Here is a 15,979-nt window from a genome sequence, read left to right on the forward strand (position 1 = left end):
GGCCCGGGCGGCCGGGCAGGTCCCGCCGGGGGCAGCGAAGCGTTCGTCCGGGCGTACCGGCGGGGCCCGGCCCCGGGAAGCGGGCGACGGCTGCTCCCGTACACCGGCGCGGCCACACCGGCCGGCCCGCGGCACCCCTCATCATGACCTGCGGCGGAAGGGGAGAGCCATACCGTTTTCGATGCTGAGCCATGAATAGCTTCATCATCTTCCGTTCCGTACCGCCCTGCTGCCAGCATCTGCGCAAGTTCACCGCGCAAGGAGAAACAATGACAAACCGCAGACGGGCCGGATCCCTGGCAGCCCTGACCCTCGCCGCTCTCGTGACCGTCTCCTGCGGGCGCTCGGACCAGGGCGGCACCTCCCCGGGCGGCGAGTCCGCCGCCGGGGGCAAGACCGCGACCGAGCTGCTCCCGGCCGATCTCAAGAAGAAGGGCGTGCTGCGGGTCGCCACCGCGGTCGGCTATCCGCCCATGGAGATGTACAAGCCGGGCACCACCGAGCTGACGGGGGTGGACCCCGATCTGGCCCAGGCCGTCGCCGACGAACTCGGCCTGAAGCTCGAACTCACCAACGCGGCCTTCGACGGGCTGATCCCCGGCCTCACCTCGGGACGGTTCGACCTGGTCATGTCCTCCATGACCGACAGCCCCCAGCGCCGCCAGGCCGTGGACTTCGTCGACTACTTCCGCACCGGCGGAGTGATCATGACGCAGAAGGGCAATCCCGAGGGCATCAAGACCCTGGAGGACCTCTGCGGCAAGGCCGTCGTCCTCGCCAAGGGCAGTTCGAACCTCGACATCGGCCAGCAGCAGAACGCCAAGTGCGCCGACAAGATGAAGATCTCGCAGAGCGAGGACGCCCCCTCCGGTCTGCTCCAGCTCGACAGCAAGCGCGCCGTCGCCACCATCGTCGACTACCCGGTCGCCGCGATGTTCGTGAAGGAGAAGGGGACGTACGAGGCCCTTCCCACGCAGTACGGCGCCGCGCCATGGGGCATCGCCGTCGCGAAGAACCAGAACGGGCTGCGCGACGCCGTCCAGAAGTCGCTCCAGAAGCTCATCGACGACGGCGGCTACAAGAAGATCCTCGACTCGTACGGCGTCGGCGGCAGCGCCGTGCCGAAGGCCACCGTCAACGACGGCCAGTAGGGCGTGGGAGCACTGATATGACCCGCCTCAGCAAAAACGATTCACCAGAGAGTGGCCCGGTGCCGTCCGACGGGCCGGGCACCGCCGGGGCCGCAGTGGCCGCCGACATCACCAAGGCGGAGCTCGCCGCGCCCGCCGGGGACGACGGACTCACCCTCAAGGTGACCCGCCGTCCCCGCCCCGGGCGCTGGTTCGCCGTCGCCGCCGCCCTCTTCGTCGCGGTGTGGCTCGCGTACACCGTCATCGTGAACCCCAACCTCCACTGGGACGTCATCGCCGACTACCAGTTCGACGGTGTGATCCTCGGGGGTCTGTGGGTGACGGTCCAGCTCACCCTGGTCTCGATGGCCGTCGGTATCGCCATCGGTGTGCTCGTGGCGGTGATGCAGCTCTCCGAGAGCCCCGTGCTGCGCCTGATCGCCAGCGCCTACACCTGGTTCTTCCGGGGCACTCCCCTGCTGGTCCAGCTCATCTTCTGGTTCAATCTGGCGCTGCTGTTCCCGGTGATCAGCATCGGCATCCCCTTCGACGGGCCCAAGCTCGTCGAGTGGCAGACCAACGCGGTGATCACCAGCTTCGTCGCGGCCCTCCTCGGCCTGTCCATCAACGAGGGCGCCTATATGGCCGAGATCGTGCGCGCCGGCATCCAGAGCGTGGATCCGGGCCAGCGCGAGGCGGGCGCCTCCATCGGTATGTCGAACCGCCGGATCCTCACCCGTGTCGTCCTCCCCCAGGCGATGCGCGTGATCATCCCGCCGTTCGGCAACCAGTTCATCTCGATGCTCAAGACGACCTCCCTGGTCTCGGTCATCGCCGGAGCCGATCTCATGACCGTCTCCCAGCATCTGTATCTCGCCAACTTCGAGGTCATCGCGCTCCTGATGGTGGCGTCGATCTGGTATCTCGTGCTCACCACGGTCGCCAGCGTCGCCCAGCACTTCATCGAACGCCACTACAGCCCCGGCGCCTCCCCGCTGCGGCGGCGGATGCTGGCCAACCTCGTACCCGGCCGCACCGGCAAGGGAGCCGCAGCGTGAACGACATCGTCCTCAGTGCCCAAGGGGTCCGGAAACGGTTCGGCGAGACCGAGGTGCTCAAGGGCATCGATCTCCAGGTCGCCGCCGGCGAGGTGCTCTGCGTCATCGGCCCCTCCGGGTCCGGCAAGTCCACGCTGCTGCGCTGCTTCAACCACCTGGAGAAGATCGACGCCGGCCGCATCCGGATCGACGGCGAACTCGTCGGCTACGAGCAGCACGGCCCGTCGGGCACCGTCCTGCGGGAGCGCCGCCCGCGCGACATCCGCAGACAGCGGGAGCGGATCGGCATGGTCTTCCAGCGGTTCCATCTGTTCCCGCACCGGACCGCCGTGCAGAACGTGATGGAGGGCCCGCTCGTGGTCAAGGGCCGCCCGCGCGCCCGGGCCGAGCGCCAGGCCCGCGAACTCCTCGACCGCGTCGGGCTGGGAGACCGCGCGGACCACTATCCGGCGCAGCTCTCCGGCGGGCAGCAGCAACGGGTCGCGATCGCCCGTGCCCTGGCGATGGAACCGACCCTCATGCTCTTCGACGAGCCGACGTCGGCGCTCGACCCCGAACTCGTCGGCGAGGTCCTCGGCGTCATGCGGGATCTCGCCCGCAGCGGTATGACGATGATCGTGGTCACCCATGAGATGGGGTTCGCCCGCGAGGCCGGCGACCGGGTCCTCTTCATGGACCAGGGGGCCGTCGTGGAGGAGGGCCGCCCCGAGCGGGTGTTCGGTGAACCGCGGCACGAGCGCACGCGGGCCTTCCTGTCGACGGTGCTGTGATGGGCCGTCCCTCCCGCGGCCGGGCGACCGGCCGCCCGGCCGGCGGTCCCGCGGCGCCACGGGTGACGCCCGCCCCCGGGCCGGACCGGGTGCCGCCCCGCTCCGGACCACAGCCTCCCTGCGATCTCCTCCTGCGCGGCGGCACCCTGGTCGACGGAACCGGCGCGCCGCGCCGCGCGGCCGACATCGCCGTCACCGGCGGCCGGATCACCGTCCTGCCCCCGGGGGGACGGTACGAGGCGGCCCAGGTCGTGGACGCGACCGGGCGGATCGTCACCCCCGGCTTCATCGACGTGCACACCCACTCCGACGCCCTCGCCGTACCCCGGCAGGACGGCGCCCCGGACGCGGAGACCGAGGAACTGCGCCTCGCACCGCTGCTCCAGGGCGTGACCACCGAGATCAGCGGCAACTGCGGTACCAGCCTCTTCCCCGCGCTGCCGGAGCGGCTGGCCTCTCTCGCCGAGTATCTGCGGGTGACGTTCGGCCTCGGACCCGTCCGGCCCGCCGAGGACTTCGACGCCTTCGCCGCGGGACAGGACCCGGCACTGCGCCGTACCCATATCGCCTCGCTCGTCGGCCACGGCACCCTGCGCGCCGGGGTGATGGGCTTCGAGGACCGCCCGCCGACGGCGGACGAACTGGGCGCGATGTGCCGGCTGCTCGACGGGGCCCTCACCCAGGGCGCGGCCGGACTGTCCACCGGGCTGATCTACCCGCCGGGCGGCTATGCCGGTACGGAGGAGATCGTCGCCCTCGCCGAGGTCGCGGCCCGGCACGGCAAACCGTATGTGACCCATCTGCGCGACGAGATGTCCCAGGTGGAGTCCGCGCTGGAGGAGGCCCTGGAGATAGCCCGCCGCTCCGGCGCCCCCCTCCAGGTCTCCCACCACAAGACCGCCGGGCGCCACGCCTGGGGCGCGACCCTGCGCACCCTGCCCCGGCTGGAGCGCGCCCGGGCCGAGGGCGTGGACGTGCTCTGCGATGTCTATCCGTACACCGCGGGCAGCACCGTTCTGCACGCCCTGCTGCCGCCCTGGGCGAACGAGGGCGGTGTCGGCGCCCTGCTCGCGCGGCTGCGCCTGCCGGAGGTGCGCGACCGTATCCGCACCTCCATCGCGGAAGGCGTCAAGGGCTGGGAGAACACCGTCGGCAACGGCGGCTGGGACCTCATCGCCGTCGCCGCCGCCCCCACCCACCCGGCGGCCGAGGGCCACCGGATCGCGGAACTGGCCTCGGCGGCGGGCCTCGACCCGGTCGACTACGTCTGCGACCTGCTCCTCGCGGAGGGCGGCGAGGTGACCATCATCAGCCACTCCATGCGCGAGGACGACGTCCGCCGGGTGCTCACCAGCCCGCTGGCGATGATCGGTTCGGACGGTGTGCCCAAGCCGGGCCGTCCGCATCCGCGCTGGGCGGGCAGCTTCGCCCGGGTGCTCGGACACTACGGACGGGACGAGGGGCTGCTGACCCTGGAGAGCGCCGTGCACAAGATGACCGGTCTGCCCGCCCGGCGGTTCTCTCTCACCGGGCGCGGCACGGTTCACGACGGAGCACTCGCCGACCTGGTCGTCCTCGATCCGGACGCGGTACGCGACACCGCCACCTTCGACCGCCCGCTGCTCGCTCCGGAGGGCATCGGTACGGTCGTGGTGGCCGGGCGGATCGCGGTACGGGACGGCCGCCCGACCGAGGAGCGCGCGGGAGTGGTGGTGAGGGTGCGATGACGCTGGCCCGGGTGGCGGCGGCGGCACGGCGTTCGGCCGCGCTGCCGCTGGACCTCGCCGTCTGTGCCGTCGATGTGGACGGCGGAGCGAGCGTCGGCGTCGACGACACGGCCGTCCTGCCGGTGGCGTCGGCCGCCAAGCTCCTGCTGCTCGCCGAGGTCTCCCGACGGCTGGACACCGGAGAGCTGCGCCCGGATCAGCCCGTCACGGTCGACCCGGCCGACACGGCGGGCGGCACCGGTCTGCTGGGCCGGCTGAGCCGGCGCGGCTGGACGGTCGAGGACCTGTGCTGGCTCACGGCGGCCGTCAGCGACAACACCGCGACCAACGCGCTGCTCCGGCTGGTCGGCCTCGACGCGCCGGCCCGGCTGGAGGAGAGCCTCGGTCTCGGCGGGCTGACCGTCCACGACCGCGTCCGCGACCAACGCGGCCCGGACGACCCGCCCGTGTTCGCGACGGGCACGGCCCGCGCACTGGCACGGCTGGTGGCCCATGCCGTACGCGGCACGATGACCTCTCCGGAGGCGTCCGCGCGGCTGCTGCGCTGGATGCGGTCCAACACGGATCACGGTCTGGTTCCCGCGCTGGTGCCCCACGACCCCTACGCGGACTGCTTCCCCGCTCCCCTGCCGGGCGGTCTGCTCGTGGCCAACAAGACCGGCACCGACACAGGTGTCCGTGCCGACGCGGGTGTCGTCATCGGGGAGCGCCGGCTCGCATACGCGGTGGTGGCGCACTGGGACACGGCTCTGGGCAGCAGTACGGAACGGGCCGCGGTGCACGCGATCCGGGACGTCGGCCGGACCCTGGCGGACTACGCCGCCCGCCCGGGGCCGGGCTGAGGTCCGCTCCCGGAGCTGAGCCGGTCCGTACCCCCGACGGGACGGACCGGCTCACGGCGTCCGGGGCGGCGGGAGCGGGTCCGGCCCCGGGCGGAATCCGGAGGCATCCGGTGCTCTCGGTCCGAAGCGCTCGGCCGGGCCGGGGCGCGGGCGCGCCCGCGGAAGGGGTCGGCCGTTGTTCCCGCAGAAGCGCCGTTTCACCAGGCCCGCGGTGGGCGCTTCCACCACACCCGTGTGACCTGCCCCGAGCCCGGGCGTCGCAGCCGTCCCGAACGAAAGGGTGACCCCACATCAGGGGCCGACGCGCACACCGTCGTCGCAGACAGCGTCAAGGCACATCGCCGCCAGGTCACGAGAGGGGCCGGGGGGACGCGGCCGGAGCCGTACGGCCGGTGGCGTCCTCTCGTCGCTCGGGCCCTTGCCGCCCGTCGTCGCTGGGGCCCTTGCCGCCCGCCCCCCGTACGTGTCACCGGAGCGCCGACCCGCCGCCCGTCGGGACCGCGACAGACCCATGGACCGAACCGGGGCGCTTCTCCTTGGCCCGGTCGGCTGTCCGGCGGCGGGAGGGCCCGGGCGGAACGGACCGGTGGTGTGCCGGGCCGTGGACGCCGGGACGGGACGGCCGCCGTCACGCCCACTGGGTCCCCAGCAGCGCCCCGACCTCCTCGGCCGCCGACCGCAGATCCGTCAGAAAGGCCCGCAGCAGGGGGTTCTCGTTCGTGGGGCGGGTCGCGACGCCGACGCGCCGGTGCAGTTGGGGGTGGTCGAGCCGGCAGACATGCACACCCGCGGTGTCACCGAGACCCAGCGCGGGCACCAGGGCGATGCCCATACCGGCGCGGGCGAGGTTGATGGTGACCTGGTAGTGGTCGCTGCGGCAGCGGACGCGCGGCAGGAATCCCTCGGCGGCGCAGGCCCGTTCCAGCACCGGTTCGCCGGTGTGGCCGCCGCGGGTGCCGATCCAGCTCTCGCCCTCCAGCGCGGCCAGCCGGACCACACTGCGGCGGCCGAGCCGGTGCCGCAGCGGTACGACGATCAGCTGCGGCTCGTCGAAGAACATCTCCACATCCACGCTCGCCTGGCGGCACCACGGATCCAGCGGATGCTCGAAGACGACCACGGCGTCGAGCCGTCCCGCCTCCAGATCCGGTACCAGCTCGTGCGGCTGCCCCAGGATCAGCTCCAGCTCCACATGGGGCCGGGTCGCGGCGAACGCGGAGAGGGCCCGGGGCAGCAGCTCCAGACCGGACGAGGCGAAGAACCCGAGCCGCAGCACCCCGGCCTCACCGGCCGAGTGCCCGCGCAGGTCGTCCTCCGCCACGGCCATCAGATCGGCCACGGCCTGGGCGTGCTCGGCAAGCCGCCGGCCTGCGGCCGTGAGCCGCAGACTCTGCGGGGCCCGCTCCACCAGCGCCACCCCGACCTCCTGCTCCAGCCGCGCGAGCTGGTGGGAGATCGCCGAGGGGCTCAGATGCAGCGCTTGGGCCGCGGCGACGATGGTGCCCTTGCGGGCGATCTCCAGCAGGACGAGCAGACGCGCACTGTTCAGCATCGCGCCAGGTTAGGCGGTGGCGGGCCGCCCGGCCGCCACCAGGTCCGCGGGCCCGGTCCGGGTCGCCCCGGAGCCCGGGTCCGCCGGTTCGGTGACATCCAGCCGCAGCAGGTCCTCCTCGCTCTCGCGGCGTACGACGACCCGGGCGTCGCCGTCGCGCACGAAGACCACGGCGGGTCGCGGGAGCTTGTTGTAGTTGGAGGCCATCGCGTAGCCGTACGCCCCGGTGACCGGTGTGGCGAGCAGATCGGACACCCGCAGATCTGCGGGGAGGGCCGCGTCGTCGATGATCACGTCGCCGCTCTCGCAGTGCTTGCCCACCACCCGGGCGCGCAGCGGGCGGGGCGCGCGGGGATCGCGCGGCAGGAAGGCCTCGTACCGGCTGGCGTACAGGGCGGGGCGCATGTTGTCGCTCATCCCGCCGTCGACGCTGACATACGTCCGTACGCCCTCGATCCGCTTGATCGTCCCCACCCGGTAGAGGGTCATACCGGCGCGCGCCACGATCGAACGGCCGGGCTCGACCGTCAGCTCGCGGGTCCAGCCCGCGCCGCGCGCGGCGTCACGCACCCGGGCGGCCCAGTCGGCGATCGACGGGACGGACTGGCCCGACTCGTAGGCGACCCCGAGCCCGCCTCCCACGGTGAGCCCGCGCACTCCGCTCCCGACGGCGAACCGGGCGACGGCCGCCGCCCCCTCGGCCAGCTCGGCCGCGTCCAGCACCTGGGAACCCACATGCGCGTGGACGCCCTCCAGGACCATGGCCCCGGACTCCCGCGCCCGCCGCACGGCCGCCGCGGCGACACCGCCCGCGAGGCCGAAGCCGAACTTGGAGTCGCTGCCTCCGGTACGGATGGCCTGGTGCGCCCCGGCGGCGACACCGGGCGCCACCCGCAGTTTCACGGGCACCGGGGGCAGTCCTTCCGCCGAGTGCAGCCGTTCGATCCGGTCCATCTCGTCGAAGCTGTCGACCACCACATGCCGTACGGCCGCGGCGACCGCCGCCCGCAGCTCGGCGTCGTCCTTGTTGTTGCCGTGCAGCACGATCCGCCCGCCCGGCACGCCCGCGCGCAGCGCGACCCGCAGCTCCCCGCCGGACGCGACGTCCAGCAGCAGCCCTTCCTCGTGGGCGAGCCGGGCCATCGCCGTGCACAGGAACGCCTTGGAGGCGTAAGCGACATGGTCCGCGCCGAAGGCGGCGACCGCCTCCCGGCACCGGCGGCGCAGATGCTCCTCGTCGTAGACGAACAGCGGTGTTCCGAACCTGCGCCCCAGCTCGACGAGCGGGATCCCGCCGACGGCCAGCCCCTGAGGACCGTCCTCGGCGGTGAGGGGCAGCAGGTCCGGAGTGATGGCGCTTGACATGGTTCCTCCCCGTGGACGGTTGCACTGCCATCCTCGGCGCTGGGAGGGGGAGACAAAAGCGCATTCTTCTGTGGGTGAGCCTCAGGAATTCCGCTGCTCCCACCGTCGTCGGCCGGAGCGTCGGCGCCCCCGGGCCGGACCGTTGTCCACGAGGAAGAAGCTCCGCCGATACCCGCTTTCCGGGTACGCCCGGTCGTCAGCTCTCCTCGCGGACGCGTGCCAGAACGTCCCGGGTCCTGCGCGGTGATGTCGCTCTGACGATCATCTGGTCGAGGACCTCCCGGTAGACGCTGACCTCCTCCGGTCCTTCGATATAGGCCGAGCGGGTCAGACTCTCGCAGTACAGGACATCGGGAAAGTCGATGCCGTCGAACCGGAAGAGGGCGAACGGGCCGTAGGCGCCGGGGTGGGCACCGCGGCGGAACTCGGCGATCTGCAGGGCCACGTTCGGCAGCTCGCACGCCTCCATGAGCCGGTCGATCTGGGCCCGCATCACCTCGGGACCGCCGACGGGCCTGCGCAGCACGGTCTCGTCCATGACGACCCACAGCCGTGGCGCGCCCGGCCGGGTGAGCACGAGCTGGCGTTCGAGACGGAGTGCGGTGCGCCGGTCCAGTTCCTCCCGCTCGACGCGGGGGAAGCCGAGCCGCAGAACCGAGCGGGCGTAGTCCTCGGTCTGGAGAAGCCCCGGGACGAAGTGGGGCTCATAGGTGCGGATCTGGGCGGCCGAGGCCTCCAGGCTGACGTAGAGGCTGAAGATGTCCGGCAGGACGTCACGGTAGTCCTGCCACCAGCCGGAGATGTTCGCCTTCTCGCTCAGATCGAGGAAGTCCTGCTTCTCGGCGCCGTCGACTCCGTAGACCTCCAGCAGCGCCGACACCGTCACATACTTCAGCGCGACGTCGGCCCGCTCGATCCGGGTCACCGTCGTATGGGCCAGGCGCAGCCGGCGGCCGACGTCCTGCGCCGTCATCCCCGCCGCCTTGCGCAGCTTCTGCAGTCGTCTGGCCAGCACCAGCTGCAGAACCGTGGGAGCGGATCGCGGCTCACTCACGGCTCGTGCTGTTCCCTTCCGCGGCGGCTTGTCGGGAGCAGTGTGCCATGGCACGCGGAGCCTGAACAGAACACACGCACGACTGTGCACCGTGCAGAGTCCCTGGGCATGTAGACACCCCGCCGGGTCATCCGGGGTCGGCGGCGGGTGTCTCCCTCCCGCCGGAACGGTCACCCCTGCGCGGGCTTCCGCCCTTGTTCCCGCGCCCGGGCTCCGCCTGCCGGATCCGGGGGTGGGATCCTCGTACGCGTGAGTGAATCGTGGGTGCTCAAGGACGGCGCCGTACCGGTGTCGTGCGAGGTGGCGCTGGAGACTCTCCGGGCGAGGATCGCCGAGGGGCGGCTGGAGACATGGCTGACCAGTTCCCGTGGGAGGCTGCTCGCCTTCGTGACCAACACCGAGCGGGCGATGGTGATGCTGCTCGACGGCGTGGGCGATCCCGGCGAGCATGCCGTGGATCCGGGCGCCGACGGCTGGAGCGAGGGTTTCATGCTGTCCGGCGGGCAGGACGACGAGTATCCGGACCAGGACACCGTGCCGCTCGACGAGGCGTTCCGGATCGTGACGGGCATCCTCACCACGGGCACCCCGCCCTCCGACGCCGCCTGGGTGGTCGACCGCTGAGGTGCCGTCGGCCCTCTGGTTCCGTCGTACGGGCGGCGCGCGGCCCGCACCGGGCGGTGGGCCCGGTCAGCCGGCCGGGGCCGTGCCGATGCGGTAGCCCACCCCGGGTGTCGTCGTGATGACCGGCGGGCCGCCCAGCTTCCGGCGCAGCCGGCCGACGGTGACGGTCACCGTATTGGTGAACGGGTCGGCGTTCTCGTCCCACACCTGTTCCAGGAGTTCCTCGGCGCTCAGGAAGCCCGGACTGGCCCGCAGCAGCGCCTCCAGAACGGCGAACTCCTTCACCGACAGCTCCATCGGGCAGCCGTCGCGGAAGGCGAGGCGGCGCAGCGGGTCGAGTTCGAGTCCGGCGGCGCGCAGCGTACGCGCCCGGGCCGCGGGTTTGCGGCGGGCCAGGGCACGGATACGGAGGATCAGCTCGGGAAAGTGGAAGGGCTTGGCGAGGTAGTCGTCGGCGCCGAGGGTGAGACCGCTGACCCGGTCACCCGGCGACCCGGCCGCGGTCAGCATCAGCACCATCGCGCGGTCGTCCCGCTCGGTGATCATCTGGCAGAGCGTGTCCCCGTGGATGCCGGGCAGGTCACGGTCGAGGACCACCACGTCGTACGCGTGGACATCGAGCTTGGCCGCGGCGGCCAGCCCGTCGTGCGCCACGTCGACGGCCATCCCCTGGTCCCGCAGCCCCTCGGCGACGACCTCGGCGAGCGAGCGCGCGTCCTCGACGACCAGCACCCTCACGGCCTCACCCCTTCGAACGGGCCCGTCCCCTCGGACCGGCCCATCCCCTCGAACCGGCCCGTCCCCTCGGACCGGCCCATCCCCTCGAACCGGCCCGTCCCCTCGGACCGGCCCGTCCTCACGGACCCGCCGGTCCCTTCACCTCCGCGAGTCCGTTCGGACGGGCCCCTCCCGTCGGACCCGCCGGTCCCTTCGGACCGGCCGCCTTCCGCCCCGGCCGCCGACGGCACCACGGCCGTGACCCGCAGTCCGCCCTGAGGCCGGGCCAGGAGGGCGAGTCCCCCGCCGTGGGCGGCGGCGATCGCCGCGACGATGGACAGCCCCAGCCCGGAACTCTCCTCCGATCCGGTCCGGTCGGCCCCGAGCCGCTCGAACGGCTGCCCCAGACGGTCCACCCGGTCCTGGTCGAGGACGCGCCCGCCGGTCTCGACGACGAAACGCGCCTCGCCGCGGCCTTGGGCGGTGGCGACCCGGATCCAGCCGCCCTCCTCGTTGTGCACGATCGCGTTGTCGATCACATTGCCCACCAGCCGCGACAACAGCGCCGGACTGCCCCGCGTCCAGGACTCCCGCCGTACGTCGATGCCGACGGTCAGGCCCTTCGCGGCGATGTCCGCGGCCCGGGCGGTCAGCGCCTCCTCGGCCAGCTCGCCGAGCGACACCAGGGCCCGGTCGGCGAGAGCGCCGTGCTGTGCCCGGGCGAGAACGAGGAAGCCGTCCAACAGACGGTCCACCCGGTCGAGTTCGGTGCGCAGGCGATCGGCGAGTGCCACGGTCGGCGCCGCGGTACCGGGCTTGGCGACGGCCACGTCCAGCGACGCCCGCATCGTCGCCAGCGGCGTACGGAGTTCGTGTGAGGCGTTGCCGACGAACCGGCGCTGCGCGGCGAACGACGCCTCCAGCCGTTCCAGAAGACCGTCGATGGTGTCGGCGAGTTCCTTGACCTCGTCGGCGGGTCCGGCCACGGCGAGCCGCCGGTGCAGATTCTCCGCGGAGACCCGCCGCGTCGCCGCGGTGATCAGCCGCAGCGGGCGCAGCACACGGCGGGCGAGGACCCTGCCGAGCAACAGCGACACGGCCGCCATCACCACCAGCGCGATCAGCGAGCCGGCCAGCAGCCTGCGGGACTGCCGGTCCCGCACCTGTGAAAACTCCCCCTCCAGGCGGCGGATGTGCTGCTCCGCGGCGGCGAGGCCGCTCTCCCCGGGCGGGCGGTGACCGGGAACGACACGGGTCACCTCGGTGCCCGACGACAGCACGTAGGTCAGGGCGAGCAGTCCGATCGCGGATACGAGAAACACCGTCGCGTACAGGATCGTGAAGCGCCGTCCGACGGTCCCGTGCCGCAGCTTGCCCATGGGTCGCTTTCCCTGTCGGGGTCCGGTCGCACCCAGGATGCCGCGCCGCGCCTAACAACGGCATGACAGCGGCCGTTCGGACGACGTTATGGGTGAATCCGTAGAACCGGACCATGCTCACGACCAACACACTGCTCCGGCGCGAGTGGACCCGGTTCTGCCGTCCGGGCCGGCTGATCGCGATGGCGGCCGCCGCGCTGGCCGTCCTCGCCCTCGGATTGCTCTACGCGTCCGGCAACCAGGCGTCCTGCGGCGGTTCGTGCCCGGCCCGGCCGACCGGACCGGACGGCTCCCCCGTCAGCGACCGGTTCTATTTCCTGCACCGGGATCTCGGCGAGAACGGCAGTATCACCGTCCGGTTGACCTCCATGACCGGCACCATCACCTACCCGCCGCCGGACCATGACCGGATCGTCCCGGGGCTGGTGCCCTGGGCGAAGGCCGGGATCATCATCAAGGACGGCGTCCGTCAGGGGTCCTCCTACGCGGCGCTGATGCTCACCGGCGACCACGGTGTGCGCATGCAGTACGACTACCGCCATGACATCGCCGGCCGCTCCGGCGGGGTCTCGGCGGCATCCCCGCGCTGGCTGCGGCTGACCCGGTCGGGCGAGAGCATCACCGGCTACGAGTCCGCCGACGGCGAGCGGTGGGCGAAGGTCGGCACGGCGAAGCTGTCCGGGCTGCCCGCGACCGTACGGGTCGGTCTGTTCGCCACCTCCCCGGGCGACCTGACCCTGCGGCCGACCGGCCTCGGCGGCGCCACCACGGAAACGCGCTTCACCCAGGCCGGCGGCGTGTTCGACCACATCGGTCTCCAGGGCGCATCCTCCGCCCGGGGGTGGCGCGGTGAGGCCGTCGGCGAGATGAACCGCAGCGAGTGGGAGAGGCGCCGCAAGGCGTCCGGGGCGGTGGTCGGGACGAACGGCACGATCACCGTGACGGGCACCGGCGACATCGGGCCGGCGGGAAGCGAGGGCAGCCGTCCCGTGGAGCGCACTCTCACCGGCCTGTCCCTCGCACTGACCGTCGTGCTGGTGGTCGCGGTACGGTTCGCCGCGCCCGGACACCGCCGCGAACCCGCGGGCGGCGCACCGATCACACGCCGGATGCTGGCAGCGCGGGCGGCCGTCGTCGGAGCGGTCACGCTGATGACCGGTCTTCTCACCGTGGGGACGGTGCTCCCGGTCGGCGCGGCGATGCTGAGATCGAACGGGATACGTGTCACCGAGGTGTCCACGCTCACCGAAGTGCGGGTCGTGGTCGGTGTCGCCGCGGTGCTCGCCCTCGCGGCCGTACTCGCCCTGGCTTTCGGTGCCGTGCTTCGCCGGTCCTGGCTCGCGATCCTCGTCGCCGTCTCGGCGATCGCGGTCCCGTACGCGGTGACGTCCGTCCCGCTCCTGCCCGACGGTCTGGCCCAGTGGCTGCTACGGGTCACTCCTGCCGCCGGGTTCGCCGTCCAGCAGACCCTCGTCGAGTATCCGCAGGTCGTCGACCACTACGCGCCCTTCGCCGGGTACTTCCCGCTTCCGTGGTGGGCCGGGACGGCCGTGCTGTGCGCGTACACGGTGATCGCCCTGGGGGTTGCTCTGCGCCGTCTGCCGCGGGGAGGTGAGCGGGCCGAGCGGGCCGTCGACTGGAGGTGACCTCCAAAGGCCCGGCTGCCGTGAACCCGTCCCCGCGCCACCCCGCTGCCGGGGCATCGGGTACGCGCGCCACGGGCGGCCGGACCCGTACCGGTGTGCCCGGTCCACCCGACCGGCCTACCATGACAGAAGAAGCACATACTGTACGGTCCGGCTGATCGATCGCCCGTATCGACAGAGCGCTCCCCGTGCCACGCCTGCGCCGACGTCCCGAGGGTCGAGCCACGCCGGATACACACACGTACGAGCGCCCATCAGGACGGGAGCGAGCCATGCCCATCAATCCTCCGAGTTCGCAGGACGGTGCCACCGGCTACAACCCGATTTATGAGGACCCGCCGATCAAGTTCGGTGTCTGGGGCGACAGTTCACGCGGCAGTGGGGTCATCGGCAGCTCCAGCCTGGCCGGTACGAACGCCTCGGGGACGGTGACCACCGGAGCCCCGGGGGTCCTCGGCCTCAATCACAAGTTCCAGGGCGTCGGTGTGCTCGGCAGGGCCGATGCGGCGACCGGCACCGGTTTGCTGGGCACCAGCAAACTCGGTACGGGGGTGACCGGCAGAAGCGGCGGCACAGAAGCCGGTGTCACGGGAGCCGGCACACAGGGGCCGGGAGTGAAGGGTACGAGCGGTGGAGACGTGGGGGTCGCCGGGTTCGGCGGGGGCGTGAAGCCCGGGGTGGCGGGAACGGGGGACGAGGGCCCGGGGGTGATGGGAATCAGCAGAGCGAATGCCGGGGTCCTCGGGCGGGGCGGCGGCGATCTGCCCGGAGTCTCGGGCACCGGAGCCAACGGTCCCGGCGTCAGGGCCACCAGTAATCAGGGCACCGGTCTCTGGGCCACCACCACCAACGGCAGCCCCGCCGTCAAGGCCGAGGCCACCAACGCACCGGGCATCACCACCACCAGCACCCAGGGCACCGGCATCACCGCGACGGGCGGCGGCTCATCCCCGGGCGTCTCCGGAGCCGGCGCCTCGGGACCCGGGGTCATCGGGACCAGCACATCCGGCCCGGGCGTCACGGGCACCGGCGGCGGCACCTCCCCCGGAGTCTCGGGCACCGGCACCAGCGGACCGGGCGTCTCCGGGACCAGCTCATCGGCCCCCGGCATCACCGGAACCAGCGCCGGAAACGCAGGAGTCCTCGGCCAGGGCAGCGGTTCCTCCGCGGGTGTCGCGGGCACCGGCACCAACGGACCCGGCGTCAGAGCGACGAGCACAAGCGGACCCGGCGTCACCGCGACGGGCGGCGGCTCATCCCCGGGCGTCTCCGGAGCCGGCGCCTCGGGACCCGGGGTCATCGGGACCAGCACATCCGGCCCGGGCGTCACGGGCACCGGCGGCGGCACCTCCCCCGGAGTCTCGGGCACCGGCACCAGCGGACCGGGGGTCATCGGCTCCGGCGGCTCGGGCCCGGGCGTCAAGGCCACCAGTAACCAGGGCTCAGGGCTCTGGGCCACCACCGCCAACAGCAGCCCCGCCGTCAAGGCCGAGGCCACCAACGCACCGGGCATCACCACCACCAGCACCCAAGGCGCGGGCATCACCGCCACGGGCGGCGGCACCTCCCCGGGCGTCGTTGGCACCGGCACCTCGGGACCCGGCGTCAGAGCCACCAGCAGCCAGGGCAGCGGTCTCTGGGCCACCGCCACAGGAAGCAACCCCGCGGTCGAGGGCAACGCCACCGGCGCACCCGGCGTCAGGGGCACGAGCGCCACCGGCCCCGGGGTGAGGGCCATCAGTACCCAAGGCACCGGGCTCTGGGCCACAGGCGCGGGATACTCCTCGGGCGTCTACGCGGAAGCGGATGTAGCCGCCGCCGTGTCGGGCGTCTCCAAGCAGCGTGAGGGGGTGTACGGGGAGAGCGCGACGTACTACGGAGTGCGCGGCCGGGGTGGCGGCGGTTACGAGGCGATACGCGGTGACACCGTGGCCGGACCGGCGATCTTCGGTCTCAGTGAACAGCACACCGGTGTGTGGGGTGAGTGTGCTCCCGGTATCGGTGTCTTCGGCCGTGGGGCGCGTGGGGTGGTCGCCGAGGGAGGTACTCTCGCGGCGGAGCTGTTCGGTGATGTGTATGTGGGTGAGCGGCTGATGTACGGGGGTGCCGGGTTCA

At 72.5% G+C, this 15,979-nt stretch carries 13 protein-coding genes; 8 read left to right on the forward strand and 5 right to left on the reverse strand.

Going from position 1 to position 15,979, the window contains the following annotated elements:
• Nucleotides 1-269 precede the first annotated feature (269 nt).
• The 5 genes from ACIBCM_RS31405 to ACIBCM_RS31425 are packed head-to-tail and all read left to right on the forward strand — an operon-like array spanning nucleotide 270 to nucleotide 5,527.
• On the forward strand, nucleotides 270-1,151 hold the full coding sequence (locus ACIBCM_RS31405; protein ID WP_399249191.1) for an ABC transporter substrate-binding protein: 882 nt from the start codon (nucleotides 270-272) through the stop codon (nucleotides 1,149-1,151).
• 59 nt (nucleotides 1,152-1,210) lie between these two features.
• Complete coding sequence (locus ACIBCM_RS31410; RefSeq protein ID WP_399249193.1) at nucleotides 1,211-2,188, forward strand: amino acid ABC transporter permease; 978 nt, start codon at nucleotides 1,211-1,213, stop codon at nucleotides 2,186-2,188.
• Nucleotides 2,185-2,958 (forward strand): amino acid ABC transporter ATP-binding protein, encoded by a 774-nt coding sequence (locus ACIBCM_RS31415; protein WP_399249195.1) that lies wholly within the window; start codon nucleotides 2,185-2,187, stop codon nucleotides 2,956-2,958. The genes ACIBCM_RS31410 and ACIBCM_RS31415 overlap by 4 nt, the downstream gene beginning before the upstream one ends.
• The gene (locus ACIBCM_RS31420) at nucleotides 2,958-4,685 is read left to right on the forward strand and encodes an amidohydrolase family protein (RefSeq protein ID WP_399249197.1); all 1,728 of its coding nucleotides are present in this window, start codon (nucleotides 2,958-2,960) and stop codon (nucleotides 4,683-4,685) included. The genes ACIBCM_RS31415 and ACIBCM_RS31420 overlap by 1 nt, the downstream gene beginning before the upstream one ends.
• Entirely contained in the window at nucleotides 4,682-5,527 is an 846-nt protein-coding gene (locus tag ACIBCM_RS31425; RefSeq protein WP_399249199.1) for a serine hydrolase, read from the forward strand. Before ACIBCM_RS31420 ends, ACIBCM_RS31425 begins: the two co-directional genes overlap by 4 nt.
• 628 nt (nucleotides 5,528-6,155) lie before the next feature.
• Here the strand turns inward: ACIBCM_RS31425 and ACIBCM_RS31430 are convergent.
• The 3 genes from ACIBCM_RS31430 to ACIBCM_RS31440 all read right to left on the reverse strand — a co-directional run bounded on the left by ACIBCM_RS31430 (nucleotide 6,156) and on the right by ACIBCM_RS31440 (nucleotide 9,498).
• On the reverse strand, nucleotides 6,156-7,079 hold the full coding sequence (locus ACIBCM_RS31430) for a LysR family transcriptional regulator (RefSeq protein ID WP_399249201.1): 924 nt from the start codon (nucleotides 7,077-7,079) through the stop codon (nucleotides 6,156-6,158).
• Nucleotides 7,080-7,088: 9 nt separating this feature from the next.
• The gene (lysA, locus tag ACIBCM_RS31435) at nucleotides 7,089-8,444 is read right to left on the reverse strand and encodes a diaminopimelate decarboxylase (RefSeq protein WP_399249203.1); all 1,356 of its coding nucleotides are present in this window, start codon (nucleotides 8,442-8,444) and stop codon (nucleotides 7,089-7,091) included.
• 196 nt (nucleotides 8,445-8,640) lie between these two features.
• Complete coding sequence (locus tag ACIBCM_RS31440) at nucleotides 8,641-9,498, reverse strand: helix-turn-helix domain-containing protein (RefSeq protein ID WP_399249205.1); 858 nt, start codon at nucleotides 9,496-9,498, stop codon at nucleotides 8,641-8,643.
• Between the two features lie 249 nt (nucleotides 9,499-9,747).
• Between ACIBCM_RS31440 and ACIBCM_RS31445 the strand changes: the two genes are divergently transcribed.
• The gene (locus ACIBCM_RS31445) at nucleotides 9,748-10,122 is read left to right on the forward strand and encodes a hypothetical protein (protein ID WP_399249207.1); all 375 of its coding nucleotides are present in this window, start codon (nucleotides 9,748-9,750) and stop codon (nucleotides 10,120-10,122) included.
• 66 nt (nucleotides 10,123-10,188) lie between these two features.
• Here ACIBCM_RS31445 and ACIBCM_RS31450 read toward each other — a convergent pair whose 3' ends face one another.
• The gene (locus ACIBCM_RS31450; RefSeq protein ID WP_399249209.1) at nucleotides 10,189-10,860 is read right to left on the reverse strand and encodes a response regulator transcription factor; all 672 of its coding nucleotides are present in this window, start codon (nucleotides 10,858-10,860) and stop codon (nucleotides 10,189-10,191) included.
• On the reverse strand, nucleotides 10,857-12,218 hold the full coding sequence (locus tag ACIBCM_RS31455; RefSeq protein WP_399249211.1) for a sensor histidine kinase: 1,362 nt from the start codon (nucleotides 12,216-12,218) through the stop codon (nucleotides 10,857-10,859). Before ACIBCM_RS31455 ends, ACIBCM_RS31450 begins: the two co-directional genes overlap by 4 nt.
• 113 nt (nucleotides 12,219-12,331) lie before the next feature.
• Between ACIBCM_RS31455 and ACIBCM_RS31460 the strand changes: the two genes are divergently transcribed.
• Both ACIBCM_RS31460 and ACIBCM_RS31465 read left to right on the forward strand, forming a co-directional pair.
• The gene (locus ACIBCM_RS31460) at nucleotides 12,332-13,864 is read left to right on the forward strand and encodes a hypothetical protein (RefSeq protein WP_399249213.1); all 1,533 of its coding nucleotides are present in this window, start codon (nucleotides 12,332-12,334) and stop codon (nucleotides 13,862-13,864) included.
• A 272-nt stretch (nucleotides 13,865-14,136) separates the two neighbouring features.
• A partial coding sequence (locus ACIBCM_RS31465; RefSeq protein WP_399249215.1) for a beta strand repeat-containing protein occupies nucleotides 14,137-15,979 on the forward strand: 1,843 nt, incomplete at its 3' end.

Source organism: Streptomyces sp. NPDC051018 (genome assembly GCF_044456085.1).
Lineage (GTDB): Bacteria > Actinomycetota > Actinomycetes > Streptomycetales > Streptomycetaceae > Streptomyces.

Excerpts from the sequence above, each read along its gene's own strand:
- ACIBCM_RS31430 (WP_399249201.1), bottom strand. The coding sequence starts at position 7,079 with ATGCTGAACAGTGCGCGTCTGCTCGTCCTGCTGGAGATCGCCCGCAAG.
- ACIBCM_RS31420 (WP_399249197.1), top strand. The coding sequence starts at position 2,958 with ATGGGCCGTCCCTCCCGCGGCCGGGCGACCGGCCGCCCGGCCGGCGGT.
- lysA (WP_399249203.1), bottom strand. The coding sequence starts at position 8,444 with ATGTCAAGCGCCATCACTCCGGACCTGCTGCCCCTCACCGCCGAGGAC.
- ACIBCM_RS31425 (WP_399249199.1), top strand. The coding sequence starts at position 4,682 with ATGACGCTGGCCCGGGTGGCGGCGGCGGCACGGCGTTCGGCCGCGCTG.
- ACIBCM_RS31405 (WP_399249191.1), top strand. The coding sequence starts at position 270 with ATGACAAACCGCAGACGGGCCGGATCCCTGGCAGCCCTGACCCTCGCC.
- ACIBCM_RS31455 (WP_399249211.1), bottom strand. The coding sequence starts at position 12,218 with ATGGGCAAGCTGCGGCACGGGACCGTCGGACGGCGCTTCACGATCCTG.
- ACIBCM_RS31460 (WP_399249213.1), top strand. The coding sequence starts at position 12,332 with ATGCTCACGACCAACACACTGCTCCGGCGCGAGTGGACCCGGTTCTGC.